24 protein-coding genes are annotated in these 26,271 nt (G+C 68.9%); 4 read left to right on the top strand and 20 right to left on the bottom strand.

Annotation, left to right across the window (positions count from 1 at the left end; genetic code table 11):
• Positions 1–29: 29 nt before the first annotated feature.
• Positions 30–944 (top strand): alpha/beta fold hydrolase, encoded by a 915-nt coding sequence (locus tag DC347_RS00485; protein WP_109044054.1) that lies wholly within the window; start codon positions 30–32, stop codon positions 942–944.
• Here the strand turns inward: DC347_RS00485 and atzF are convergent.
• From atzF to DC347_RS00510, 5 genes are read right to left on the bottom strand one after another with little or no spacing between them, the layout of a single operon-like run.
• On the bottom strand, positions 922–2,784 hold the full coding sequence (atzF, locus tag DC347_RS00490) for an allophanate hydrolase (protein WP_109044055.1): 1,863 nt from the start codon (positions 2,782–2,784) through the stop codon (positions 922–924). The genes DC347_RS00485 and atzF overlap by 23 nt on opposite strands.
• Positions 2,781–6,527: an urea carboxylase gene (uca, locus tag DC347_RS00495; protein ID WP_109044056.1), complete on the bottom strand. Its 3,747-nt coding sequence runs from the start codon at positions 6,525–6,527 to the stop codon at positions 2,781–2,783. Before uca ends, atzF begins: the two co-directional genes overlap by 4 nt.
• Positions 6,524–7,195, bottom strand: a complete 672-nt coding sequence (locus DC347_RS00500; protein WP_018762640.1) for an urea amidolyase associated protein UAAP2 — start codon at positions 7,193–7,195, stop codon at positions 6,524–6,526. The genes uca and DC347_RS00500 overlap by 4 nt, the downstream gene beginning before the upstream one ends.
• Complete coding sequence (locus DC347_RS00505; RefSeq protein ID WP_109044057.1) at positions 7,192–8,067, bottom strand: urea amidolyase associated protein UAAP1; 876 nt, start codon at positions 8,065–8,067, stop codon at positions 7,192–7,194. Before DC347_RS00505 ends, DC347_RS00500 begins: the two co-directional genes overlap by 4 nt.
• A gap of 44 nt (positions 8,068–8,111) precedes the next feature.
• On the bottom strand, positions 8,112–9,617 hold the full coding sequence (locus DC347_RS00510) for an amino acid permease (protein WP_109044058.1): 1,506 nt from the start codon (positions 9,615–9,617) through the stop codon (positions 8,112–8,114).
• 229 nt (positions 9,618–9,846) lie between these two features.
• Between DC347_RS00510 and DC347_RS00515 the strand changes: the two genes are divergently transcribed.
• On the top strand, positions 9,847–10,518 hold the full coding sequence (locus tag DC347_RS00515) for a TetR/AcrR family transcriptional regulator (protein ID WP_109044059.1): 672 nt from the start codon (positions 9,847–9,849) through the stop codon (positions 10,516–10,518).
• 57 nt (positions 10,519–10,575) lie between these two features.
• Positions 10,576–11,412 carry an alpha/beta fold hydrolase gene (locus tag DC347_RS00520; RefSeq protein WP_018762644.1) on the top strand — a complete coding sequence of 279 codons (837 nt, stop codon included), beginning with the start codon at positions 10,576–10,578 and terminating at the stop codon, positions 11,410–11,412.
• A gap of 16 nt (positions 11,413–11,428) precedes the next feature.
• On the opposite strand, the gene DC347_RS00525 is transcribed toward DC347_RS00520, so the two are convergent.
• Positions 11,429–12,928 carry an MDR family MFS transporter gene (locus DC347_RS00525; RefSeq protein WP_109044060.1) on the bottom strand — a complete coding sequence of 500 codons (1,500 nt, stop codon included), beginning with the start codon at positions 12,926–12,928 and terminating at the stop codon, positions 11,429–11,431.
• 128 nt (positions 12,929–13,056) lie between these two features.
• Positions 13,057–13,623, bottom strand: a complete 567-nt coding sequence (locus DC347_RS00530; RefSeq protein ID WP_018762646.1) for a type 1 glutamine amidotransferase domain-containing protein — start codon at positions 13,621–13,623, stop codon at positions 13,057–13,059.
• Between the two features lie 308 nt (positions 13,624–13,931).
• Between DC347_RS00530 and DC347_RS00535 the strand changes: the two genes are divergently transcribed.
• Positions 13,932–14,198, top strand: coding sequence for a hypothetical protein (locus DC347_RS00535; protein WP_018762647.1), 267 nt, complete (start codon positions 13,932–13,934; stop codon positions 14,196–14,198).
• Between the two features lie 38 nt (positions 14,199–14,236).
• On the opposite strand, the gene DC347_RS00540 is transcribed toward DC347_RS00535, so the two are convergent.
• The 13 genes from DC347_RS00540 to tilS form a co-directional block, all read right to left on the bottom strand.
• Positions 14,237–15,163 (bottom strand): pantoate--beta-alanine ligase, encoded by a 927-nt coding sequence (locus DC347_RS00540; protein ID WP_109044061.1) that lies wholly within the window; start codon positions 15,161–15,163, stop codon positions 14,237–14,239.
• Positions 15,164–16,057, bottom strand: a complete 894-nt coding sequence (locus tag DC347_RS00545; protein ID WP_109044062.1) for a Rossmann-like and DUF2520 domain-containing protein — start codon at positions 16,055–16,057, stop codon at positions 15,164–15,166.
• A complete protein-coding gene (locus DC347_RS00550; protein ID WP_109044063.1) occupies positions 16,050–17,606 on the bottom strand; it encodes a PH domain-containing protein in 1,557 nt (518 codons plus the stop codon). Before DC347_RS00550 ends, DC347_RS00545 begins: the two co-directional genes overlap by 8 nt.
• Positions 17,603–18,115 (bottom strand): PH domain-containing protein, encoded by a 513-nt coding sequence (locus DC347_RS00555; RefSeq protein ID WP_109044064.1) that lies wholly within the window; start codon positions 18,113–18,115, stop codon positions 17,603–17,605. The genes DC347_RS00550 and DC347_RS00555 overlap by 4 nt, the downstream gene beginning before the upstream one ends.
• A complete protein-coding gene (locus DC347_RS00560; RefSeq protein ID WP_109044065.1) occupies positions 18,096–18,641 on the bottom strand; it encodes a DUF3180 domain-containing protein in 546 nt (181 codons plus the stop codon). Before DC347_RS00560 ends, DC347_RS00555 begins: the two co-directional genes overlap by 20 nt.
• Positions 18,638–19,183, bottom strand: a complete 546-nt coding sequence (gene folK, locus DC347_RS00565; protein WP_109044066.1) for a 2-amino-4-hydroxy-6-hydroxymethyldihydropteridine diphosphokinase — start codon at positions 19,181–19,183, stop codon at positions 18,638–18,640. The genes DC347_RS00560 and folK overlap by 4 nt, the downstream gene beginning before the upstream one ends.
• Positions 19,180–19,572: a dihydroneopterin aldolase gene (folB, locus tag DC347_RS00570; RefSeq protein ID WP_109044067.1), complete on the bottom strand. Its 393-nt coding sequence runs from the start codon at positions 19,570–19,572 to the stop codon at positions 19,180–19,182. The genes folK and folB overlap by 4 nt, the downstream gene beginning before the upstream one ends.
• Positions 19,573–19,586: 14 nt before the next feature.
• Complete coding sequence (folP, locus tag DC347_RS00575; RefSeq protein WP_018762655.1) at positions 19,587–20,525, bottom strand: dihydropteroate synthase; 939 nt, start codon at positions 20,523–20,525, stop codon at positions 19,587–19,589.
• A gap of 6 nt (positions 20,526–20,531) precedes the next feature.
• Entirely contained in the window at positions 20,532–21,176 is a 645-nt protein-coding gene (gene folE / locus DC347_RS00580) for a GTP cyclohydrolase I FolE (RefSeq protein WP_109044068.1), read from the bottom strand.
• A 9-nt stretch (positions 21,177–21,185) separates the two neighbouring features.
• The gene (ftsH, locus tag DC347_RS00585; protein WP_018762657.1) at positions 21,186–23,249 is read right to left on the bottom strand and encodes an ATP-dependent zinc metalloprotease FtsH; all 2,064 of its coding nucleotides are present in this window, start codon (positions 23,247–23,249) and stop codon (positions 21,186–21,188) included.
• A 172-nt stretch (positions 23,250–23,421) separates the two neighbouring features.
• Complete coding sequence (locus DC347_RS00590; RefSeq protein WP_109044069.1) at positions 23,422–24,510, bottom strand: LacI family DNA-binding transcriptional regulator; 1,089 nt, start codon at positions 24,508–24,510, stop codon at positions 23,422–23,424.
• Between the two features lie 41 nt (positions 24,511–24,551).
• The gene (hpt, locus tag DC347_RS00595; protein WP_018762659.1) at positions 24,552–25,103 is read right to left on the bottom strand and encodes a hypoxanthine phosphoribosyltransferase; all 552 of its coding nucleotides are present in this window, start codon (positions 25,101–25,103) and stop codon (positions 24,552–24,554) included.
• Positions 25,104–25,133: 30 nt separating this feature from the next.
• Positions 25,134–26,198, bottom strand: a complete 1,065-nt coding sequence (gene tilS / locus DC347_RS00600; protein ID WP_206073866.1) for a tRNA lysidine(34) synthetase TilS — start codon at positions 26,196–26,198, stop codon at positions 25,134–25,136.
• Positions 26,199–26,271: the final 73 nt, after the last annotated feature.

A 26,271-nucleotide genomic window follows, 5' to 3' on the forward strand; every position in this document is an offset into this window, starting at 1 on the left:
CCCGCAGGCTTGCCCCCTAGGATGGGCGGGTGAAAGAACGGGTACTTCCAACGCACGACGGCGGCAGGCTGGCTGTCTACAGCTACGGCACCGCGGATGCGCCGGGAGAACGGCGCGTCGTGGTGATCGGCGGCGCGTTCCTCACCGCCTCGATCTACCGCCCCTTCTCGGTGGAACTGGCGAAGGGGCTGGGCGAGGGCTGGGCGGTGGACGTGTACGACCGGCGCGGCCGGGGCAACTCCTCCGAGCAGCCGCCTGGCTACTCCATGGCCACCGAAATTTCGGATGTCCGGGCCGTGATGGATGCCACCGGTGCCCGGAACATTCTGGGCCACAGCCTGGGCGGGGCGGTGGCGCTCAACGCCGTCCAGGAGTTCACTGGCACCGGGTACGTGCCGGACAAACTCGCGGTGTACGACGCCGCGGTGAACATCGACGGCAGCATCGACACCGCCTGGCTGGACGGATTCGAGGACGCCGTCAACAACGGCAGGGTTGGCCGCGCCCTGGCGTACATGAAGAAGGCCACCAGTCCCGGCTCCGTCATGGCACGGATCCCGGTTCCCGTGCTGGCCGGCCTGATGGCCGTGCTGTCCCGGACCAAGGTGAACACATTGTTCCGCGAGGTGATGCCCAGCGGAGTGGGTGAGCTGCGTGCGGCCTTCGACGAAAAGGACCACGCGCGGGACTTCAGCGTGCTGCCGGCCGGCACGCATTTCATGGCCGGCGGCAAGAGCCCCGACTACTACAAGGTGACCGCGGAGCGGCTGCACGCAGCCGTTCCGGGCAGCACCCACCAGCTCTCACCCAAATGCTTCCACGGCTCCATTCCGGCGGCGGTCAAGGAGCTCGTGGCTGATGTCTCGGCGTACTTCACCGGCGGTAATCCGGGCGGGCGGCCCCGCCCGGATTCCTCCGGAGCTATCCCCGTTCCCCGCGGCTGAAGCCCGCCAAGGCAGCCTCCCCCAGGTCCCGCCACACGGTCCACGGCTTCGGTTCTTTGCTCCGGTCAGCCAGCCAGTCGCCCCAGACGGTGATGTCCTCCCCGCCCGCGGCGGCCACGGCGTCACAGGCGAAGCCGACGGCGGCCGTCCCGTCACGGAGCTGGACCGACCCGAGCAGCATTGGCTCGGGAAGGGCGGCCAGGAACGTCCCCAAGGCCGCGGGCGGCAGCAGCCACCGCTCCCCGGCCAGCTCTGCGCCGTCGTCGGACCGGTACACGCCTGGCTTCGGCGGCACCGTGTCCAGTGCCACCATCCGGTAGCGCGCAGCGGTGCGGACGGGCCCGTCCCAGAAGGCGCCGAGTTCCTCAAGCTCGCGGGCCAGCGGCTGGCCCTTGCGGTGCGCGCCCACCACCACCAGCGGCAGGGCCGTTGCGCCGGCGGCGACCGGCCAGGGAATGGGCGACGACGGCCGGGCGGCTCCTGCGGCTGCCTCCAGTCCTGCGGCACCAGGCGCCGCCCCGGCCGCGAAGAGTCCAGGCTGCGCTGGGGTGGTTTCCAGCCGGCGGGCGATGTCCGCCGCCACGGCGTCATCGAACGCCCGGCCCACCACCGTGACGCCGAACTGGGCGCCGTCCACCCCGCCGGCCGGGACAGCCACGGCACAAAGATCGAACAGGTTGCAGAAGTTCGTGTAGGTGCCCAGCAACGAGTTCACCCCCACCGGATCCGCGGCAACCTCTGCCAGGGTGGGGTGGAACGGCGCCGTCGGAACCAGGAGGGCATCGAAGCCCTGGAGGCGGCCCATGGCGGTGGCCTTCAATTCCTCCAGCCTGGCGGTGTCGGCGACGTACCGGGAGGCGGACACCGTGCCGGCGGCACGGATGATGCCTTCCACGGTGGGATCGATGCCTGCCCGGCCGTCCGTGCCGGCGTCGTGCTTTGCCAGGAAGTCCCCAACTGCAGCGTGGCGTTCGGCCACCAGCGCTCCGTCGTAGAGCAGCCGTGCTGCCTGGAGGAACGCGTCGAACTCGATCGCTTCGGCATCCACCCCGCTGGACCGCAGGCGGTCCACCTGCCGCTGGAATTCCGCAGCCCACTCAGGCGGCAGGGCCGGGAGGCTCGCGGGGTAGGCCACCCGGGGCCGGGACGGCGCTGCGAGCTTTGTGTCCGCGGGCCACGCCCGGGCACCGCCGGCCATGATGCCCATGGCGAGCTCGGCCGTGGCCAGGTCCCGGGCGAAAATCGTGACGGCGTCCCAGGACCGGCAGGCCGGCACCACCCCTGCCGTGGAGACCACGTTCAGCGTTGCCTTGATGCCCACGATGCCCTGCAACCCGGCGGGAACCCGGCCGGATCCTGCCGTGTCGGTGCCGATGGCGATGTCCACCAGTCCCAGCGCCACGGCCACGGCGGACCCGGAGCTGGACCCGCCGGAGATCCGGTCCGGCCGGCGGGAGTCCCGGACGGCGCCGTAGGGGCTGCGCGTTCCCACCAGGCCGGTGGCGAACTGGTCAAGGTTGGTGGCGCCGAGGACCATGGCACCGGCGGCGCGGAGCCGCGCCACGGCTTCGGCATCCTGCTCCGGCACGTAGGCGAAGCCGGGGCAGGCCGCCGTGGTGGGAATCCCGGCCACGTCAACGTTGTTCTTCACGGCCAGCACCAGTCCGGCCAGCGGCAGGTGCGCACCCCGGGCAACGGCGGCGTCGATGGTTGCCGCTTCGGCCAGGACGTCCTCGCGGCCGCGTAGCGTTATCCAGATTTCCGGGCGGTCCACGGCGTCAACCGCGGCCAGTGCTGCTTCGGCGCGCCGCGTGGCGGCGCCTGCGGGTGCCGGGTTCATACCGTGGCCCCTTCCAGTTCCAGGTCCTCCACCTCGAGCAGCGCAAGGTCGCTGCCGCCGAGGACAACCACCGCCTCCCCGGCAACCACCTGCGAACCCGCCGTGGGCAGGACACGGAGCACCACACCGTCGCACGGCGCCTCCAGGACTGTCTCCATTTTCATGGCCTCCAGCGAGACCAGCGGCTGGCCCTTCGCCACCCGGTCGCCCTCGGCCACATCCACCTTCCAGACGCTCGCGGCGAACGGGGCGGAGACCAGGGACCCGCCGTCCGGAACCACCACGTCATCTGCTGCGGGGGCGGCGACGGCGGCGAGCGCGTCGGCACGGTCGAACTCGCCGGCGTCAGCCCATGCCTGCCGTTCCACAGCGAAAGCCGCACCCTGCTTGTCCCGGAACGCCTCGATGGACGCGCGGTTTTCGGCCAGGAACTGTTCGTGCTCAGCGAGCGAGAACGTGCCGTCCTCGATCTCCACGCCGCGGCCGCGGCCGGCCGCCATGTCGGCGCGCAGGTCCAGGAGTTCCTCCGGGCTGACGGGGTACCAGGAAATCCGGTCGAAGAAACGGAGCAACCAAGGCGATCCGGGTTCGAACGGAGCGGAATCGGCGTACCGGGACCACACCTGGGTGGTGCGGCCCACGAACTGGTAGCCCCCGGGGCCCTCCATCCCGTAAATGCACATGTACGCGCCGCCGATGCCCACCGCGTTCTCCGGCGTCCAGGTGCGCGCCGGGTTGTACTTGGTGGTGACCAGGCGGTGCCGCGGATCCAGCGGCGTGGCCACAGGCGCACCCAGGTACACGTCGCCCAGGCCCAGGACCAGGTATTCGGCATTGAAGACGGTGTCGAAGACCTCGTTGACGGAGTCCAGGCCGTTGATCCGGCGGATGAACTCGATGTTCCACGGGCACCACGGTGCATCATCCCGGACGCCTGCCATGTAGCGTTCGATCGCCTCACGGGTGGCGGGGTCGTCCCAGGACAGCGGCAGCCGGACGGTGCGGCTGGGAACCACCAGCTCGGAGCTCGCCGGCAGGGCTGCCTCGACCTCCTGGACCAGGCCCAGCAGCCGGCGGGTGGACAGGACGGACGGGTCCACCTTGATCTGCAGCGACCGGATACCCGGGGTCAGGTCAACAATGCCGGGCACCCGGAGCGCTTCGATGTGCTGGTGCAGGGCGTGGACCCGGGCCCGCAGGCCCAAGTCCAGCACCATGTCGCCGTATTCCACCAGCAGGTTGTCATCGCCGGAGCGGCGGTACGTGACCGCGGGCCGGCCGGAACCGTCCGGCACCCGGCCCAGGACGCCGTCGTCGCCATCTCCGCGGACCGGCCCCGGCGTTGCCGCTGCCGCTGCCGGAAGCTTCAGGGCGGCACTGCCGGACCAGCCGGCGTCGCCCGGGAGGACCAGCTGGCGGCCGGGTCCCAAGTCCGCGGCCGACGGCGCCTGGCTGGCTTTGATGGGCACGAACCGGACCTTGTCCCCCGGACGGAGCTGGCCGAGCTTCCAGCGCTCGGCCGTCACGACGGTGACGGGGCAGACGAACCCGCCCAGGCTGGGCCCGTCCGGGCCAAGCAGGATGGGGGTATCGCCGGTAAAGTCCAGGGCGCCCACCGAGTAGGCGGTGTCGTGGATGTTGGAAGGGTGCAGGCCTGCCTCGCCGCCGTCGGTCCGTGCCCAGCGGGGTTTGGGGCCGATGAGACGGACGCCGGTGCGGGCGGAATTGAAGTGCACCTCATACTCCGCGGCATACAGGTCCTCGATGTCTTCGCGCTGGAAGAACTCGGGGGCGCCGTGCGGCCCTTCGGCCACGGCCAGTTCCCAGGTGGACACGAGGACGGGGCGGCTGTCGGCGGGCACCGCTGCAGCCTGGCCTGCGGCCGGTACCCCGTCCACCGTGACCGCGCGGAGTACGTCGCCGGCGCGCAGCACGCGCCCGGCGTGGCCGCCGAACTGGCCCAGGGTAAAGGTTGACGCGCTGCCCAGGTAGGCGGGAATGTCCAGGCCGCCCTGGAACAGGATGTAGCCGCGCAGGCCCTTGCCGGTGGCCGTGCCGACGTCGAGCGTCCCGCCTGCCGGGACGGTCACGGGGGTCCAGGCGGGCACCTCCACGCCGTCAACGGTCACTGTGACCTCCGCGCCGGTGACGCAGACGGTGGTGGCATGCGTGAACACCAGGCTGGGTCCAGTCATGGTGAACTCCAGGCCCGGGACCCCTTCGGGGTTGCCCAGCGCAGTGTTGCCCAGGCGGAAGGAGAGGTCATCCATGGGGCCGCTCGGCGGAACGCCGATCTGCCAGAGCCCGGTGCGTCCCGGCCAGTCCTGCACGCTGGTCTGCAGCCCGGGTCGTTCCACGGTGATCCGCGGTTCGGGGTCCCCCACGTTGTCCAGGGTGCTGGTGGAGTGCTCGACGGCGCGGACCACGTTCATGCCGCTCACGGCGCGGAGCAACCCTAAGTTGGTCTCGATGCCATCGATCCGGGTGTTGCCCAGCGCAACGGCGAGGCGGTCGAAGGCCTCGGTGCGGCTTGCGCCGGAGGTGATGATTTTGCCCAGGAGGGGATCGTAGTTGGTGGAGACGTCGGTGCCGGTCTCCACCCAGGCATCCACGCGCGCTTCCTCCGGCCCCGGGTAGGCGGCGTTGGTGACGGTTCCGGCGCTGGGCTGGAAGCCGCGTGCCGGGTCTTCGGCGTAAACGCGGGCCTCCACGGCGTGCCCGGATACCGGCAACGCATCGGGCACGTCCGCCAACACCGTGTGGGCTTCGGCGCCGGCCTGGGCGAGGCGGAGCATCCATTCCACCAGGTCCACCCCCGTGACGGACTCGGTGACGGGGTGCTCCACCTGGAGCCGGGCGTTGACTTCCAGGAAGGAGGCTTCCTTGCGGGCGGAGTCGTAGACGAACTCGACTGTGCCGGCGGAGCGGTAGTTAAGGGAGGCGCAGAGGGCGCGGGAGCTGCGGTGCAGTTCCTCGCGCAGATCGGCGGGCAGGTCCGGGGCGGGGGCCTCCTCGAGGACTTTCTGGTGGCGGCGCTGGAGGGAGCAGTCCCGGTCGCCCAGGCTGACCACCCGGCCTTCGCCGTCGCCAAAGACCTGGACCTCCACGTGGCGGGCGTTCTCCACATACCGTTCGGCGAAGACCCCTGCGGTGCCGAAGCTGGCACCGGCAAGCCGGGCGACGCGGGGGAAGCTGTCCACGAGCTCGGCCTCCGTGCGGCAGACCGTCATGCCGATCCCGCCGCCACCGCCGGTGGCCTTGAGCATCAGCGGGAACCCAATGGTTGCGGAGGCCGCGACGGCGGCGTCCACGTCCTCAAGCAGGCCGGAACCGGCGATCATGGGCACCCCGGCCGCACGTGCGGCGTCGCGTGCGGTGTGCTTGGTTCCGAAGATCCGCAGCTGTTCGGGGGTGGGGCCGACGAAGACCAGGCCGGCAGCTTCCACGGCCTCGGCGAAGGCTGCGTCCTCGGACAGGAAGCCGTAACCAGGGTGGATGGCGCCGGCGCCGGTTTCCTTTGCCGCGGCCAGGATCGCCTCCACCCGGAGGTAGGACTCCTTGGCGGGCGCTGGCCCCAGCAGCACAGCCTCGTCGGCGAGCCGGACGTGCTTGGCGCCGCGGTCGGCCTCGGAGAAGACGGCGATGGTGCGCAGCCCCAGCTTCCTGGCGGATTCGATGATGCGGCATGCGATTTCGCCGCGGTTGGCGACCAACAGGGTGTCGAAGAGTTTTGTGGTGGTCACAGTGCAGCCTCCGGCCGGGTGACGATCATGCGGACGGGCGTGGGGTTGAAGCCGTTGCACGGGTTGTTGATTTGCGGGCAGTTGGAGACGAGCACCAGGGTGTCCACCTCCGCCTTCAGCGCAACGCGCTTGCCGGGGGCGGACAGTCCGTCCACGATCCCCAGGGCGCCGTCCGGGTCCACCGGGACATTCATGAACCAGTTGATGTTGGACACCAGGTCCCGTTTGCCCAGGCCCCAGCGGGAGCCCTCGATCAGGAAGTTCTCCACGCAGGCGTGCTGTTCACGGGTGTGTTGGCCGTATCGGAGGGTGTTGGATTCCTGCGAGCAGGCGCCGCCAATGGTGTCGTGCACGCCCACTTCGTCCGCAACAACGGTCATCAGGGCAGCACCGGTGTCGGCGCGCAGGACCGAACCGGTGGTGAGGACGATGGACTGCTGCGCGGCGATGGTGGCTGCAGCCGAGTAGCGCACGGTGGTGTCCCCGGCTGCGTAGAGCAGGCAGTCAACGGCCTGGTTGCCTTCCAGGTCCACGATGGTCAGCACGTCGCCGGCTGCCACCACTGCCGACCAGGGGCCGCGGGCTTCGACAAATTCGTCCAGGATCAGGGTGCCGGGGGCCAGTGCCGTGCCTGCAGCGTCCGGGCGGGTCTCAATGGCGGTGTTCATCGGGCGTTCCTTGCGGTGAGATCGTGTTCGGTATTGAGCAGGGCCTGCAGGTGTTCCGGGGCCAGTGGGCCAACCAGGCGGCCTGCTTCGAGTTCGCGAAGGTCCTGCGGCGCGTGCCAGGCAAGGATGTCCACGGCGGTTCCGGTGAACTCCCGGCGGGGGTCCAGCGGGTGCGCTGTGTTGGCCAGGACCAGGACGGCGTCCAGGTGGAGAAGGAGTTCGACGGCGGCACCGGGGCCTGCGCTGCCGGTGAAGGTGATGCTGCCGGCCGGGTCAACGGTGATGCCCTTGAAGAAGGACAGCGACGGAGCGACGTCCCGCGGACCCATCCCGTTCTTCAGGGCGCCCAGCGTGAGCAGTTCGCGCGCCGCCGGAGATGCGCTGTGGACTGTTCCCGCACCGTATTTCGCGGTGTTGCCGGTGAGCGTGGTGGCGCCCGTCAGGGCATCATGCCGGGCGGAGGTATCGGCCACGATGGTGGCCATCAGCCGGCCGGCGTCGGACAGCAGCGGGTGCCCGGCAGCGGGATAGGCCTGCCACGGGACCTTGACGGTGTCGGCGACATTCAGTCGTTCGTGGGTGGCACCGGTCCGGTACAGGAGCGCGTGGACGCAGCCGTCGCCGGCGGTATCCGTGAGCCGGATCCGGGTGCCGCGGGCCAATGCCATGGTGGTGTAGCGGCCAAAGGCGAGGGACTCCGCCCAGGTGGGGGACGCGTCGTCGGGCATTCCGGACAGGAGGCGCCCTGGCGCGGAGGCGGCCGGGACGAAGCGCATGGTTTCGGCGGTCTTGCCGTGCTGGTCCCTGGCGTGGGCGCGGGCGCCGGCCGTGGTGGCGGTGCCGGCGGCGGCCGTTTCGATGGTCTGTGTCATGGTCGAGGTCCTGGTTGTTGTCGGGAACGATGGGAATTTAGGGCTCAGGCCTTGGTGGCTGCGAGGTTCCTGCGCCGGACCCAGACGCCCAGGAGGAGGACGGCGGCGACCATGAGCGGTGCGGACCACAGGAGCAGCCCGTTGTCGCCGGAGGGGTCGTACACCTCGGGCCGGGGCCAGGCGAGGTTGACCACCATGAGGCCTCCGTAGAGGACGGCGAGGATGTTGACCGGCAGGCCCCAACGGCCCAGGGAGAACAGGCCGGCAGGCATGGTCTGGCCCACCCGCGCCCAGTCACCGCGGAGGCGGTTGATCAGCTGCGGGACGGTGACCAGGAGGTAGGCGATGTAAACCATCACGATGCAGACGCTGCACAGGGTGGTGAAGAGGGCGGCGTTGCCGACGTTGATGGCCAGCACGGCAACTGCCAGCGCGCCGATCACGATCGAGGGCCACATGGGCGTCCCGCGGGTGGGGTGGACGGAGGAGAGCAAGGCCGACGCCGGGAGCTTGCCGTCGCGGGCCATCGAGAATACGAGCCGTGAACCGGCGGTCTGGATTGCCAGGGTGCAGACGAAGATGGCAATGGCAACGTCAACCAGCAGGACCTTTCCCCAGAAGGTTCCCAGGACGGCGGTGAGGACGTAGGGCAGGCCTTCGGTGGCGAGGCGGCCGTCGTCGAGGCTGGGGGCGGCCATCAGGGCGGTGATGATCATCAGGGCGCCGCCAATGCCGGAGATGAGCAGGGCGGAGAGGATGGTCCGCGGTGCGGTGCGGCGCGGGTCCTTGGTTTCCTCGGAGAGCTCCCCGGCGGAGTTGAAGCCCACCATGACGTAGGCGGCCATGAGCCCCGAGACCAGGAAGGCTCCCACGGCGCCGAGGTCCGAGCCCTCAAGGACGGTGGTGTCCGCCACCACGTCCGGACCGCGCTGGGCGGCGCTGATGAGGGCGAGGATCACGGCTGCGACGCCGACGATTTCGCAGGTGACACCGACGGAGTTCACGTGCGCCATGAGCTTGACGCCCAGGGAGTTGATGATGGTGGTGGCCACCAGCAGGACGGCACCCAGGATCACCGCGTTGGATGCCCCGGTGACGGTGTTGAGGGCGGGGTCACCACCCACCACCTGGAATCCGTCCCACAGCTGGGGCAGGACCACCTGGAGGGCGATGGCTGCGGCTGCCGCGGTGACCACCTGCGCGATGGCCATGAACCAGCCGGCAAACCAGCCCACGGCTTCCCCGCCGACGCGGCGCGACCACTGGTAGACGGCTCCGGAGAGCGGGTAGCGGGCGGCGAGTTCGGCAAAATTGAGGGCCACGAGCAGCTGGCCGACCAGCACTACCGGCCAGGTCCAGAAGAACGCGGGACCAGCGAAGGAGTAGCCGAAGGCGAAGAGCTGGAAGATGGTGGTGAGGATGGAGACGAAGGAGAAACCGGCGGCAAAGGAAGCGTAGCGGCCGAGCTTTCGGTGCAGGGTGGGCTGGTAGCCAAGGGACGTCAGGTCTGCATCGTCCTGGTGGACGGTGGGAAGAACGGTGGATGTCATGGGAATCTCCGGGGCTGGAAAGGGATCTTGGGGGCGAAGCCTTCCGGCAGTGCAGCGCTCGGCCGAAGGCTGCGGATTACCGGTCACTTGATAGTTTTCCAGCGCGATGTCCCCAAACAGTTTCCCCTCTGTAAAAGGCGGATAGACATCTTGTTTCGGGGATATTTCCATCCCCTCACCGTTCCCGCAGGGCACCTTCGAGCCCGCTTTGCGGTGCAAGAATGAGTCGGTGACTTACGCCGGACCGGGACGCCCCCGCCACCAACAGCCATCACGGCCAGGCGCCACCGCCCGCGACGAAATCCTCGATGCCGCGGCGGAACTGTTCACCACCCAGGGTTTCGCCAGCACCTCCACCCGGTCCATCGCGGACGCGGTCGGGATCCGGCAGTCATCGCTCTACCACCACTTCAAGACCAAGGACGACATCCTTGAGGACCTGCTCAAGGGAACGGTGTCCGGCGGCCTGGAGTTTGCCCGGGCCGTGGCCGCGCTGCCCGCCGGCAGCACAGGGACCGAAAGCCCGGCCGGGAGCCGGCTGCACGCCGTCGCACTGTATGACGGCACGCAGCTGTGCAGCGCACGGTGGAACCTCGGCGTCCTCTACCACCTGCCCGAGGTCCGGAGCACGCGTTTTGCCCGGTTCCTGGCCGACCGGCAGGAACTGCGGCGGCTCTACGGGGAACTTGGCAGCGGCCTGTCGGCCACCGCCTCCGGGCCGGACGGCGGCGACTTCACCTTCCGCCTGGTCGAATCGCTGATCTACCTCCGCGCAGACGGTGCGGCAAACGCAGAATCGGCCCTGCAGGCGGCGGATGCCGGGCTCATCCTTTGTGGACTCGGCGCGGAACTCCCGGCCATCCGCGCAGCCAGCAGGGAGCTGATCGGGCGGCTCGCCTGAGCCTGGCCGCACCGGCCAGTGATGCCCGCACCCGGCTTGCTCGGCTAGGCTCGGAACATGACGCGAGAGAACATCAGGACCCCCGACGGCGGCACTGTGGAGCTCTTCTCCACCGGCGCGGAACTCGCTTCGGCTGGTTCGGGCGTGGTGGTGGTGCCGCCCTCCATGGTGACGGCTGCGGACTACACCAAATTCGCCCAGAAACTGAGCGCCGCCCTGGGCCGGCCGGTGCACACGTTCAACCGCCGCGGCCGCGGCTCATCGTCCCCGCAGCCCGAGGACTACACGCTGGACGTGGACATCCGGGACCTGGACACCGTCATGAAGCACACCGCCAGCACTGACGTCTTCGGCCACAGCTTCGGTGGAGCGGTTGCCCTGCACGCGGCACGGACGCTGCCGGTGGAACGGCTGGCCGTCTACGACCCCGCCGTCTCGGTGAACGGCAGCGTCACGGCCAGCTGGATCGTGGAGTACGAACGCGCCGTTGCTGCCGGAGACGACGACCGGGCCCTCGCGGTGATCCAGCGCGGCCTTGAGGCCGGCGGCACGTTCTCCTCGCGCATGCCGCTGTCCATGCTGACGCTGGCCAACAAGCTGACCGCGGGCACCACGGAGGGCAAGCAGCAACGCGAACTGATGCGCACCGGTGTCCGCGAGATCAAGGCCATCATCGCCGCAGACATGCCGGCCGAACCGTTCCAGGCGCTCCCCCTGGAGACGCTGATCGTGGTGGGCGAAAAGAGCCCGGCCTACTTCGGCATCGCGTGCGGCCAGATCCATGACGTCCTCTCCGGCTCCAGCTACACCATCCTGCCCGGCTTCGGCCACGACGGCGCCATCAAGGCCCCCGACAAGCTGATCAAGGAACTGAGCGACTTCTTCGCCGGCTGATCCCGGCCCGGTTGGGCTAGTGGGCGCCGTGGCCCGGTCCGGCGCCTTCAGTCTTGCGCATCATTGCGGACAGCACGACGGCGGCAAGGGCTATGACGGTTGCCGTCAGGAAGGCGGCGCTCATCCCGGCGACGAGCCCCGAGGTCGCACTCACCACGGCGAAGATGGACACGAGCAGCGCCGTCCCGGCGGCGCCGGCCACCTGCTGGGTGGTGCTCATGATCGCGGAGCCGTGCGAGTAGAGGTGCGGTGGCAGCGGGTTCAGGCCGGTGGTGAAGGCCGGGGTGAACAGCAGGGCCAGGCCGAAACTCAGCCCGACGTGCAGGGTGATGATCCACCACACCGCCGTGCCGGCGTCGAGCATTGAAAACTGCCAGAGCGTCACCACCATCAGGATGGATCCCGTCACGGTGAGCGGCAACGGGCCCACCCTGTCGAACGCGCGGCCGATCACCGGGCCGAGCAGCCCCATGGCCAGGCCGCCGGGGAGCAGCGCGAGTCCGGTTTCCAGCGAGCCCAGGCCCCGGACTTCCTGCAGGTAGAGCGGCAGCAGGATGACCCCGCCGAACAATGCCATCATGGCCACCACCATCAGCAGGACCGAGACGGTGAACATCCGGAATTTGAACGCACGCAGGTCCAGCAGCGGCGCAGCGGCCTTCTGCAGGCGGACCTGGCGGAGGATGAAAACCGCGAGGGCGGCCACGCCGATGACCAGGGCGGCGATGGCTGCGGCGCCGGGACCGGACTGGCCGCCGTGGCCGCCGCCGATTTGGCTGAGTCCGTACACAAGGCCGCCGAACGCGGGGACCGTGACGAGCACGGAGGAGAAGTCCAGCTTGGTCTTCTCCGCCTCACCCACGTTGGTGAGGAATTTTGCGCCGATGGCCAGGGCCGCCAGCGCCACCGGCAACACGAACACGAACAGGAAGCGCCAGGTGAAGTGTTCGAGGATCAGCCCGGAAACAGTGGGGCCCATGGCCGGGGCGACCGAGATGGCGATGCTGACGTTGCCCATGACCGCGCCGCGCCTGGCCAGCGGGACCAGGGTGAGGATGGTGGTCATCAGCAGCGGGAGCATGATGGCCGTGCCGCCTGCCTGGACGATGCGTGCCAGCAGGAGGACTTCGAATCCGGGGGCCACGGCGGCAAGTGCGGTGCCGCCGGCAAACAATCCCATGGCCAGCATGAAAACGGCCCGGGTGGACAGGCTTTGCAGGATGAAACCGGTGGTGGGGATGACCACGGCCATGGTGAGCATGAACCCGGTGGAGAGCCACTGGACGGTGGGTGCGTCCACGCGGAGGTCCACCATGAGCCGCTGCAGGGCGACGTTCATGATGGTCTCGTTGAGGATCACCACGAACGTCGCCACCAGCAGCGTGCTGATGATGGTCACTGACTCCCGGGACATCTTCTCCGGCGCAGCGGGCCCGGTGCCCGTGCGGGGTTCCGCGACGGTTCCTGCGGCGGGAACGGACTGGCCGCCGGCGTTGGGAGAGACTTCGGTAGACATGGGTGTTCCCTCAGGGGTTCTTGAAAGTGATGGGCGGTCGGCGCCGCTGCAGATGCCAACACTCTACCCGCTGGAGTAATTCCCCGGCACGGGAATTTCCCCTAAACCCTGAGGGAACAGTTGGGGCTTTAGGCTGTCTGGCCCGCGTGCCGGCCTTCCGAGATCTCCTCCACCAGCTTGCTGTTGAATGCCGGGAGGTCATCCGGGTTGCGGCTGGTCACCAGGCCTTGGTCCACCACAACTTCCTGGTCCGACCAGTTGGCGCCGGCGTTCTTTAGGTCCGTCTCAAGGGTGAAGTAGGACGTGACGTTCCGGCCCTTGATGACTCCTGCATCAATCAGCAGCCACGGCCCGTGGCAGATGGACGCCACCGGCTTGTGCTGTTCAAAGAAGCTGCGCGTGAAGGCCCGGGCGTCCTTGTCCACCCGCAGGTGGTCCGCGTTGACAACCCCGCCGGGAAGGACCAGCGCGTCATAATCGGAGGGATTTGCCTCCGCCACCGTGAGGTCGACGTCGAAGGTATCGCCCTTGTCCGTGCCGTTGTAGCCCTGCAGCTTGCCGCTCTTGGGCGCCAAAAGGGTGGGCTCGCCGCCGGCGTCCTTCACGGCCTGCCAGGGACTGGTGAGCTCCACCTGCTCCACGCCGTCAGTCAGCAGGAATGCGACCTTCTTGCCTGCGATGTTGTGCTCCGACATAGCTCCTCCTTGCCTGAGGCGGACCATGCACCACTGCGGTGCCCGGATCCGCTTCCAGAGTTGAATTCCTGACAACTTCCACCCTAGGAAAGGTGAAAGTGATAAGCAAGCTGACTATATTGGAATCCACGTGACGCCGTGGCGGCGGTTCCTTCCCGGGACCTTCGACTCTGGCGGTGCGGCTGTATGCGGGATTGGGGTACAGACAGGACCCGGTTTCCGGCAGTAAGGTTTCACCTACGCGCAGTGCTCTCGTAGCCGCAGCGGCCACCCCACGGGCCACTTCGGATTGGTGCAAGGAGGCCCCGATGACAGTAGAGCGAATGTTCCAAGGCGTCCCCTCGGACCCGGACCCGTGGATGTCCGGCGACACTCCCGAGGACGTCCGGCAGTTCGCCATCGAATCGCTCCGGTGGCAGGCGCAGGAGATTATCGATGAGGTGCTCTGCAGCAAGGATCCGCGGGAAGAGTGGGTGCGGGACCGGCTCCGCGGGTGCGTGGCCAGGAATCCCGGGCGCCCGGAGCGCGCGCTCCTCGAACAGCTCATGAACAGCCCGGACAGGCCGGGCTGGTAGCCCGGGCCATGTGACGCCGGGCTGCAAGCCGCCGGCGCTCAGGAACTCAACGGCATGTTGTCGATCAGGCGGACCGGGCCCACCTTGGCCGCGATGAGGGCCAGGGCGTCGCCGCGGAACGGGGTCTCCCTGCAGTTTTCCGCCAACGACTCAAGCGTGCCGGGGTCCACCACGTCGAAGTAGTCCAGTTCCACCAGCGGCTGGGACTCCACCAGGGCCAGCGCCGATTCCAGGTCCAGCGGTTCGTGGGCATTTGCGCGCTGTTCCAGCAGCCGCAGTGCCCGGGACAGGACCAACGCGGCTTCCCGCTCGTCCGCGGACAGGAAGCGGTTGCGGCTGGACAACGCCAGCCCGTCCGCAGACCTCACCGTGGGCACACCAACGATCTCCACCGGGAAGTTCAGGTCCGCCGCCATCCGCCGCACCAAGGCCAGCTGCTGGGCGTCTTTGTGCCCAAAGTACGCCCGGTACGCCGGCAGTCCGCCGGGCAAAGCCGGGTTCGCGGACCCGGCCGGAAGACCGGCAGCGGGCATGCCGTAATGCAGCAGCTTCGCCACCACGGTCAGCGCGCCGTCGAAATGGCCCGGACGCGACGCACCCTCCCACTTTTCGCCAAGGCGGCCGGAGGTGATCCGAACCAGGGGTTCCCCGTTTGGATAGACCTCCTCCACGGATGGCGCGAAGGCCAGGTCCACGCCCTGTTCCTCCAGCAGGGCAAGGTCCGCCTCAAGCGTCCGCGGGTAGCGGTCCAGGTCCCCGACGTCGCCAAACTGCAGGGGGTTGACGAAGATGCTCGCCACCACCACGTCGTTCTGCTCGACGGCGGTGCGCGCCAGCGCGGCATGGCCGTCATGGAGTGCGCCCATGGTGGGTACCAGCCCCTGCGAGAGACCCTTCTTGGCGCCAAGGAGCCTGGCGCTCTCGGCGTGCAGGCCTGCGACGGTGGTGACGAGTTGAATGGACATTCAGTCTTCCTTCGGGTCGAGGGCCTCGCGCAGCCCCTTCAGCTGGTCGGGTTTGAGCAGTCCGCGGCCCTCTGCCCGCAGGGCTGTGGCCCGGGCCATCGCCAGGTAGGCTTCCAGCACGTCACCGTGCCCGCCGCCGTCGAACTCCCGCAGCGCTTCCGCGTGGGCACGGACCGTTCCCACGTCACCGCGGGCCACGGGGCCGGTCAGTGCGGATTCCCCGGAGGCCAGCGCGTTTTCCAGCGTTGCCCGCAGGAGCGGGCCGAGCATGCGCTCCGGCAGCTCCACCCCCACCTCGCGCAGCAACTGGGATGCCTGGGCAACCAGGGTGACCAGGTGGTTGGAACCATGGGCCAAGGCGGCGTGGTAGAGGGTCCTGTCCGCTTCGGCGATGGCCACCGGCTCCGCCCCCATCTCCACCACCAGGGCCTGGGCGATCGGCAGCATGGCGGCATCTGCGGTCACGCCAAAGGTGCAGTCCAGGAGCCGGGTAAGGTCCAGGCTCATGCCCGTGAACGTCATGGCCGGATGCAGGGCCAGCGGCACGGCACCGGCGGACCGCACCGGGTGCAGCACGCCCACGCCGAACCGGCCGGAGGTGTGGGCCACCAGCTGGCCGGGCTGCCAGGCGCCGAGCTTCGCCAGTCCCTCCACGAGGCCCGGCAGGGCGTCGTCGGGCACGGCCAGCAGCACCAGCTCGGCGCGCTCCACGATGTCCTGCACCTCCAGGATGGGAACGCCCGGCAGCAGGGCCTCAGCCCGTTCCCGGCTTGCGTCCGAGACCGCCGAGACCCCGACGACGGCGTGCTCTGCTGCGCGCAGGGCCGCGCCCAGCACGGCCCCCACCTTTCCGGCGCCGATGATTCCGACGCCGAGGCGTCCGGGTTTAGCCATGCTGCTGGCCCTCCTTTTGGTAAGGGGTGCTGGTGGTCATAGGTCCCGCGGCCGGGGCAACCTGCTGGAGCCACTGTTCCGTGGTTTGCCGTTTCCGGGCCAGCCGGGCACGCGCAGACTGGTCGTTGAAGAGCTGCCGGGCCTCATCCAGGCCCGCCTGGGCCAGCCGCGGGGCGACGGGCCCGGCGGTGGTGTGCAGCACCAGGTCCGCCACCCGGAACCGCCGCGCCACGGGCCCCTGCTGCAGGGCCAGCGACTGCGTCCGCTGATGGGGAACCACCACCAGCTCACGCCACCACCGCCCGGAGCGGATCAACAGGGCCGTGTCCGTGGCGGCAAAGCCGTTGCGGCGCCACGCAAAGGGTGCCAGCAGCCAGGCCCGCCGCGGCGTGGTGATGAACCCGCCGTCGGAATCCCTGCCGTTCAAGCCGGCTGCAAAGACGGCCGCAGGCTGGTCAGTACCGGGGTCCGGCAGCACCAGCGAGAGCATGGCCAGGACATCGGGAAGTTTACCCACCGGCAGGAGGATGGTCCGGGTATTGCCCTCGACGGCGTTGCCGGACTGCCCGTAACCGGCCACGTTCACCTGCATCCGGTACCAGCCGAACGGGCGCCACAGCGGGGACTGGGCCACTTTTACCGCCTGGATCCGGCCGGGCGGAAGGGTCTGCGCCTGGGTGTCCAGCAGCCCGTACCTCAGCCGGATGCCGTCCGGCGAGACTGCCGCCGTGAAGTTGTAGCCCCTGTTGAAGAAATTCCAGTAGCCGGCCGCCAGGCCCAGCACCGCCGGCACCAGGTAGAAGTAGAAGGCGCGGTTGTCCGTCACCGCGGACAGCACCACGGAGGCGGCGCCGCCCACCACCACGAAAAAGCTCTGCTCACTCAGCAGCAGCGAACCGAGAAGGCGCGACGGCGGGACGGCAAGTACCGGGAATTCCGGCGCCTCGGCGGCCCGGGCCGGCTGTCCCGCCCCGGAAGTGCCGGCCCCGGGCACGGCGACGGCTGCGGCACCGGACGCGCGGGCCAGGATGGTGGCGCGCAGTTGGCGCGCATCGTCGATTTTGAGGTAGGCGAGCCGCACCGCGGACTCCCCTGCGTCGGCCACCTCGAATTTGAGTTCGGCCAGGCCGAAGATGCGGGCCAGCAGCGGCTGCACGATGTCGATGGCCTGCACCCGGTCCAGACGCGCCTGCCGGTGCTGGCGGAACAGCAGGCCGCTGGTGACCCGGACGTAGCCGCCGGACACCTGGTATTTGGTGAAGTACCAGGTCAGCACGAACCCCAGCACCGCCACCACCAGCACGGCCGCGCCGCCGCCCAGGAGCCACGGGGCGCGCCGCCCCAGGCCTTCCTCGAAAACGGGCTGGCCCTGCAGGGCCCGTTCAAAGATGTCCCGCCCAAAGAAGAACGCAATGGCGGCCAGGGCAAACCAGCCCCTCACGAACGGTGACGCGGGGTGCACCCGCAGCCAGCCGTCGTCGGACGCTGCTGCGGTGTACCGGCCGGCCGCTGCGGGCGGCACGGCCGGCAGCTGGCCGTCAGCGGTCACAGCCCGGCCAGCCTGGCTTCGCCGCGTGCCGTCAGCTCTTCCCTGAGCCGGGCGCCCTCAGCCGCCGGCAGGCCGGGAATACGTGCATGGGTTCCGGGCGAGGCGGTGTGGAGCTTCAGCGTGCACAGGCCCAGGGCCCGCTCCACCGGCCCCACGGCGATATCCACGTACTGCATGCGGCCGTACGGAACGGCCATGGTGCGCTGGAAGAAGATGCCGCCCCTGACCAGCAGGTCCTCATCCCGCTCGGCGTAGCCGATGGCCCGGACCTGCCGCGGAATGAGCACCAGCCGCCACACGGCCAGCGCCAGCATGGCGGCCGGGACGGTCACGGCAAGCCACAGGGGCGGCCAGGACCACCAGCCCAGGATGACGAACACCAGTGGAGCGGACAGGACCAATACCGCAACCAGGTTGCCGAGGGCCCACTCCGCCAGCCGGACCGTTACGTACTGTGGCGACACCCGCTGCCAGTCAATACCGGGCGGGTCAATCGCCTCGGTACGCATATTCGCCTTCCCCGGCAGCCTCTCCGCGGGCAGGGCGGCCCTTGCCGTCGGTGCTGGTGGTGTCGCCGTCCTCCGGAGGGATCCGGCAGAACCGTTCCACCACGAGTCCCACCACGATCATCACCAGGCCGCCGCCGGCCATGGCCAAGGCAAGCCAGGTGATGCCCTGGTCGCTCCGCAGGCTCCAGATCCTCAACTGGTCCAGGACGATGCCCGCGTGCCAGCCCAGCAGGACTGTTCCGGCATAGGCGCACGCCTGGGCGAGGATCAGCGTCCTCGCGGCCAGCAGCGGATCCAGTTGGGTCTTCTTTGCCTTGCTGCCGGGCTTGAGGCTGTTGCGCCACCGCAGGACCCGGATGCCCAGGATCAGCGTGATGATGACGATGACGCCCATGGTGGCCAGCGCGGTGGCGGGAAGGACAGGAGTGGCAATGCCGTAGCGGCTGGTGACCACGGTCGCCGACCAGCCCGCGACGGCAAGGATGACGCCGATCAGCATCAGGCGCAGCGGGTTGATGGGTTTCATCGCGGCTCCACCGCTCCTGCGGTCGGCATCCCGTCGAAGTCCCCGAAACCGTCGAACGGCGCAAGGTCGCCGAAGTCCGGGGCCCGGACGGCCAGGGCGCTGATCCGTTCCCCGCCCAGCGTGGCGGCGGGTTCGATCAAAGACCACGGGTACAGGACGAAGGCCCGGGTGGCGGCACGGGGATGCGGGAGGGTCAGCGCCGGATCGTCGCTGCGCAGGTCGCCATAGGTGATGATGTCGACGTCGAGCGTCCGCGGCCCCCAGCGGACCTCGCGGACGCGGAGGTGCTTGTTCTCCACCGCCTGGCAGTGCTCCAGCAGTTCCTGCGCACCCAGGCTGGTCTCCACGGTAATCACCATGTTCAGGAAGTCCGGCTGGCCGGACGGGCCGCCCACGGCTTTGGTCTGGACGATCGGGGAGACAGCCAGGAGCCTGACTTCCGGCGGATCCACGAGGTCGGCCACGGCTTCGGTCAGGGTTTCATTCCGCTCGCCAAGGTTGCTGCCCAAGGCCAGCACGGCCTTGGTGTAGGCGCGGTTCATGCCGGCTCCCCGGACAGGCCGCTGTCGGCCGGGACACAGCTCCGGTGGACGGTCACGGCGACGTCGCCAAAAGGCACTGCGATGGGAGCCTGGGGTTTGTGGACGGTGATGTCCACCGCCTGGAGCGGGAATTCGTCAAGCAGGCTCTCGGCAATCCGCACGGCCAACGCCTCGATGAGGTTCAGGGGTTCCCCGGCGATCCAGTCGGTAATACGCTGCGCCACCTCGCCGTAGTGCGCGGTGTCCCGGACGTCGTCTGACTCCGCTGCTGCGGCGAAGTCAAGATAGAGCACCGCGTCCACCACGAAAGGCTGGCCCTCGCGGCGCTCAAAATCAAACACGCCGTGATGACCGACGGCGGTCACGCCCGTCAGCGTAATCCTGTCCATGGGGTCCCCCGGCCCTAGTGCGTCTTGGGTACGGCTTGTGGCGTGGGTACCGCTGCCATGCGGGCAGCGACCTTGACGGCGTCAAGGCTTGGCCCGACGTCGTGCACGCGGACTGCCCATGCGCCGCGCGAGGCGCTGATGGCGGTGATTGCCGCCGTGGCACCGTCCCGTTCCTCCGGAGCGGCGGACTTGCCGGCCACGGTGAGCAGCGTGCCCAGGAACCTCTTGCGGGAGGCCGCCACCAGGACCCGGTGGCCCAGGCTGTCCAGCTGGTCCAGGTTCTGCAGCAGCTCCCAGTTGTGGGCGTCGTTCTTGGCGAACCCCAGGCCGGGGTCCACGATGATCTGCTCGTGGCTGACTCCTGCGGCGTAGAGCTTGTCCCGCACCCCCGCCAGCTCGGCCACGACCTCGCCTGCCACGTCCGTGTACTCAGCGAGTGAATTCATGGTCCGGGCGTCCCCGCGGCGGTGCGTGAGGACGTAGGGGACCTTGGATGCTGCCACGAGCTCCGCCATCTCCGGTTCGATGGTCAGCCCGGAGACGTCATTGATGATGGCGGCGCCGGCCTTCAGGGCGGCGGCCGCAGTGGCGGCGTGGGTGGTGTCGATGCTGACCAGCGCACCGGCCTTCACGAGTGCTTCGATGACCGGCAGGACGCGCCGCTGCTCTTCTTCCGGCGTGACGTCCTCGGCACCGGGGCGGGTGGACTCCCCGCCGACGTCGATGATGTCCGCCCCTGCGTACAACATCCGCAGGCCGGCAGCGATGGCGGTGTCCGCGGTGGGGTGCTTTCCGCCGTCGCTGAAGGAATCCGGGGTGACGTTCAGGATCCCCATGACCAGTGTGCGGCCGGTGGGGAGGTCCTCGAAGCGGGCCGCCGGGCGGGGCTTGCGGAGGATGGGCAGCGGCGAGGTCGCGGGCCCCGTTCCGGGGGCTGCGGCTAGTGAATCCATGGTTTGTTACCTTCCGAGGATGAGGCTCATGGCCTCGGCACGGGTGGCCGGGTCATGCAGCTGCCCGCGGACCGCACTGGTGACGGTCTTCGCTCCGGGCTTGCGGATGCCGCGCATCGACATGCACATGTGCTCGCATTCGACAACGACGATCGCCCCGCGGGGCTTGAGGTAGCGGACCATCGCTTCGACGATCTCCGTGGTCAGCCGCTCCTGGACCTGCGGGCGGCGGGCGTAGATGTCCACCAGCCGGGCCAGCTTGCTCAACCCGGTGACCTTGCCGTCATGCGACGGGATGTAGCCAACGTGCGCCACCCCGTGGAATGGCACCAGGTGGTGCTCGCAGGTGGAATAGAACGGAATGTCCTTGACCAGGACGAGTTCCTCGTGGTCCAGGTCAAAGGTGGTGGACAGGACCTCGGCGGGGTCGTGGTGCAGCCCGGCGAACACCTCGGCGTACGCCTTCGCAACCCGTTTGGGGGTATCTACGAGCCCGCCGCGGTCCGGGTCCTCGCCGATGGCGAGGAGGATCTCGCGGACGGCCGCCTCGATCCGGGGCCGGTCCACTCTTTCATGTTTTGAGGACCGGTGACCGCCTGCCGCCAGGTGATCGGCGGAGGCGGAAACGTCGTCGTCGTCGAAGGAAGTCACAGGGAAAGCTTAGCCGCGAAGGGTGCCGGGCCCCGATTCGGGGGTGCCGCCATGAAACGGCGCATCCTCCGCAACACCTTGGGAATGCGGCGGCTGGGCGTCCAGCGGCTCGTCCATCCGGGCCTTCTTTGCTTCCTCCTGGGCCTCGCGTTCTGCCCGCTCCAGGCGGCTCTCCACCGGACCCGCCATCTGCACGGGGCGGGTTTCCTTGGACAGCCACACCTCGCGGAAGTCACGCTTGCGGACGTCACGGAAGATGTCGGCGATCTCGGCCTGGTTCAGGGTTTCCCGCTCCAGCAGTTCCAGGGCCAGGATGTCCAGGATGTCCCGGTTTTCGGTGAGGATTTCGTACGCTTCGTCATGGGCCTGCTCGATCAGGCGGCGCACTTCCTCATCCACGACGTACGCGATCTGGTCCGAGTAGTTGCGCTCGTGCCCGGCGTCGCGGCCCAGGAACGGCTCGCCGCCGCCCTGGCCCAGCCGGACCGCGCCGACCCGTTCGCTCATGCCGTATTCGGTGACCATCTTCCGGGCGGTGCCAGTGGCCTTTTCGATGTCGTTGGAGGCGCCGGTGGACGGATCGTGGAACACGATCTCCTCGGCGACGCGCCCGCCCATGGCGTACGCCATCTGGTCCAGGAGTTCGTTGCGGGTCACGGAGTACTTGTCGTTGTCCGGCACCACCATGGTGTAGCCCAGGGCCCGGCCGCGCGGGAGGATGGTGATCTTGGTGACCGGAGCAGAGTTCCGCAGGGCCGCGGCAACCAGGGCGTGCCCGCCCTCGTGGTAGGCGGTGATCTTCCGCTCGTGTTCCTTCATGACGCGGCTGCGCTTCTGCGGGCCGGCCATGACGCGGTCGATGGCCTCGTCCAGGGCGCGGTCATCAATCAGGTTCGCGTTGGAGCGGGCGGTAAGCAGGGCGGCCTCGTTGAGGACGTTCGCCAGGTCCGCACCGGTGTAACCCGGCGTCTTCTTGGCGACGGCCTTGAGGTCGACGCCCGGAGCCATCGGCTTGCCCTTGGCGTGGACCTTGAGGATCTGGTCGCGGCCGATCAGGTCGGGGGCCTCCACACCGATCTGGCGGTCGAAGCGGCCCGGACGCAGCAGTGCCGGGTCCAGGACGTCGGGCCGGTTGGTGGCGGCGATCAGGATGACGTTGGTCTTGACGTCGAAGCCGTCCATCTCCACCAGCAGCTGGTTGAGGGTCTGCTCGCGTTCGTCGTTGCCGCCGCCAATGCCGGCGCCGCGGTGCCGGCCCACGGCGTCGATCTCGTCCACGAAGATGATGGCGGGCGAGTTGGCCTTGGCCTGTTCAAAGAGGTCGCGGACGCGGGAGGCACCGACGCCGACGAACATTTCCACGAAGTCCGAGCCCGAGATGGAGAAGAAGGGGACGCCTGCCTCACCGGCCACTGCGCGGGCCAGCAGAGTCTTACCGGTGCCTGGCGGGCCGTAGAGCAACACGCCCTTGGGGATCTTGGCGCCGACGGCCTGGAACTTTGCAGGCTCCTGCAGGAATTCCTTGATTTCCTGCAGTTCCTCCACTGCCTCGTCGGAACCTGCGACATCGGCGAAGGTCACCTGCGGCATGTCCTTGCTGACCATCTTGGCCTTGGACTTGCCGAACTGCATGATCTTGGAGCCGCCGCCCTGCATCCGGGTCATCAGGAACCAGAACAGGGCGCCCAGGAGGATCACGGGGATCAGGAGCGAGAGCAGGCCGGAGAACCAGTTGCTCTCGATGGGCTGGTCTGTGAAGCCTTGGGCGGGCTTGGCGTCGGTGACAGCCTTCACCACATCCTGCGCGCGGGCGTCCACGAAGAAGAACTGCACGCTCTTGCCTTTGTCCTGCCCGTTCACCTGCAGGTTGTCCTTCAGCGTGAGGTCAACGCGGTTTTCGCCGTCGAAGATCTTGGCCTGCTCCACCTTGTTGCTGGAGAGCAGCTCCAGGCCCTTGTCCGTGTCGATCCGGGCTGCACCGCCGGGGGCGAGCGTTGCAAAAGCCACCAGGAGCAGACCGACCACAACGACGATCCAGATGCCCGGGCCTTTGAAGAAGTTCTTAGCTTTCATCTGTTCGGGGGCTCGCCCCGTCCCTTCCGGTAGTGCTTCACGGCGAGTAGTCTGCGCGCGTGATGGTGCTGCGTCAGCTTCTAGCTATACACCGTCCGGAGTACATCACGCATAGCGAAAAGCAAAAGTTCCCTGTGGGCGTAGCGGGCCCGGAAGTCAGGGAATGCCCCGGTCAGGGCTGTTCCGGCGGCGCTGCGACGGACCCGCGGGTTACCAGCGGGCAGCCGAGGAGCACCGGGCCGGATGTTCCGCCGCGGGCGCCGGCGCCGCTTCTGGGGGCTTCGCCGGATTCGGCTTCGATGGCGTCGGCTTCGATGGCGTCGATCAGCCGGTCCGCCGCCCACGCACCCATTTCGTAGTGCGGCAGGGCCACGGTGCTCAGGCCGGGGTGGAGGCTGGCGGCAATCAGTTCCTGGTCATCGAAGCCGACGACGGACAGGTCGCCCGGGATGGAGAGGCCCAGTTCCGCGGCCGCGCGGTAGGCGCCCATGGCCATGCGGTCGTTGTAGCAGAAGAGGCCCGACGGCGGGTGGCCGCTTCCCAGCATCCTGCGGGCGGCAGCGTATCCCCCGGCAGCATCGGACGACGCCGGCTCGACGGGGGCGGAGGAACCGTCCAGGCCCGCGCGGGTCAGCGTGTCCCGGAAACCCTGCAGCCGCCGGACGGTGGAGGGAACGTCCTCGGTGTTGTTGATGAACCCGATCCGGGTATGGCCCGCGGCAAGGAGGGCTTCCACCGCGGCGGCCGCACCGCCGTACTCGTCCGGGACCACTGCCGGAAAACTGTCATCCGCTGTGACGGCATCCACCAGAACCGAAGGGACCTTGCCGAGGTTGGCAGGCGCGTGCAGGTACCGGTGGTACATGGTGGCGTAGAGGATGCCGTCCACCTGCCGCTCCAGCAGGGACTCCACGTCGGCTTCACGGGAGCCGTGGTCCGCCGAGCCCGCCGTGTTGATGATCATCAGGGTGTAGCCCCGGGCGCGGGCCGCTTCGTCGGCGCCGAGGATGATGCGGCCGGCATGCGGCGTGGTGGCCACGTCCTCGCTGACCAGGCCCAGCACGCCTGACTTGCGGCTGCGGAGGGCCCGGGCCAGCCGGTTGGGCCCGTACCCCAGCCGGGCCGCCGTCGACTTCACTTTTTCGCGGGTTTCGGGGCTGACGCGGGCGTATGGCGCGTCATTGAGGACATGGGAGACGGTGGTGGCGGACACCCCTGCCGCCCGGGCCACGTCCCTGATGCCAACGTTCCTGCTACCCACGGTGGTGGCCCCGGGCAGCAGGGGCTGCTGTCGCGGGCAGCTTATTCGTAGACGTGCGGGGCGAGGGTGCCCACGAAGTCCAGGTTGCGGTACTTTTCGGCGTAGTCCAGGCCGTAGCCCACCACGAATTCGTTGGGGATGTCGTAGCCAACGTACTTGACGTCGATCTCCACCTTGGCGGCGGTGGGCTTGCGGAAGGCTGTGCAGATCTCCACCGAGGCGGTGCCGCGGGATTCCAGGTTGGTCTTCAGCCAGGACAAGGTGAGGCCGGAATCGATGATGTCCTCGACGATCAGCACGTCCTTGCCCATCAGGTCGGTGTCCAGGTCCTTCAGGATCCGCACCACGCCGGAGGACTGCGTCCCGGAGCCGTAGGAAGACACCGCCATCCAGTCCATGGACACGTGGCTGTGCAGGGCCCGGGCCAGGTCCGCCATGACCATCACGGCCCCCTTGAGGACACCGACAACGAGGATCTCGCGCCCTTCATAGTCCTTGTCGATCTGCGCGGCGAGTTCGGTGATCCGCTGCTGGATCTGTTCCTTGGTGTAGAGAACGTGCTTGAGGTCTGCCTGGACGTCGTTTGAATCCACCAATGGCTCCTGTTTAGATGCGGGGTGCGACTATTTTTCGGGCGGTTTTTGAGGCCGGAATACTAGCTTCCCACAGCGCGCCCGTTCACGGGGAACGGAAGCGGCGCCTCCCGGGCTGCCGGCACCGGCAGGCCGTTCCAGTTGCGCCAGCGACAACCGGTACACGCTCACGCCGCCCGGAAGCTCCACCGGGCCTGCGGAACCCTGCCGCCGAAGCAGCGCTTCCGCCGCCAAAAGGCGCTGGTAGCCGGGCTGCTGGCCGCCGGCGTCGGCCGCTGCCTTGGCAATCACGCGGAACCTGATGGCTGGGGCCAAAGCCCCCAGCGCCTCCTCCGGCAGGCTGAGGTCCGTGCCGTCCCGCTCCACGAGGGAGGCATAGGTGCTTTCCGCCGCATCCTCCAGGTAGTCCGCGTCCAGCTGCAGGATCGCGGCGGTGCGGGCCAGGGACTCGGCCACTCCCGGACCCAGCTTTTGCTCAAGGTGCGGGAGCACTTCCACCCTGGTGCGCGAGCGGGCGAAGGCAGGGTCGGTGTTGGTGGGGTCGTGCCAGGGTTCCAGCTCCTCGACGGCGCAGATCTCCTCCGTATCTGCCCGGCGCAGCCCCAGGAAAGGGCGCAGCAGCACGCTGTGTCCGGTTCCTGCGCGGGCGGGCCGCATGCCGGCGAGGGACCGCGTTCCGGAGCCGCGGGCCAGGCCCAGCAGGACCTGTTCGGCCTGGTCGTCGAGGGTGTGTCCCAGGAGGATGGCGCCGGCGCCCTGCTGGTCCGCTGCAGCCTCCAGCGCGGCGTGCCGGGCCTCGCGGGCCGCAGCTTCTGGGCCCATGCCGGCCGCCGAGACCGTGACGGTGCGGATTTCGACAGGATCGAGGCCCAGCTCCCGCAGGGCTTCAGCGGTGCGGGCGGCAACCTGGGCGGACCCTGCCTGCAACTGGTGGTCCACCACCACGGCGCCCACGGCCAGCGGGTGGCCGTCAACGTGGCCACGCCGGGCGAAGTAGGCGGCCACCGCGGCGAGTGCCAGGGAGTCGGGCCCGCCGCTGCATGCCACGGTGATACGGCGGGGATAGCCGGCGTCGGCGAGCGCTTTTTGCAGCATTTTGCGCGCAGTGCCGACGACGGGGGCGAGCCTGCCGGGACGGCGCCGTCCGCCGCGGCGCGGGCCGGTGGAA

Origin of the sequence: Pseudarthrobacter sp. AG30 (assembly GCF_003116525.1) — a bacterium.
Classification (GTDB): domain Bacteria; phylum Actinomycetota; class Actinomycetes; order Actinomycetales; family Micrococcaceae; genus Arthrobacter.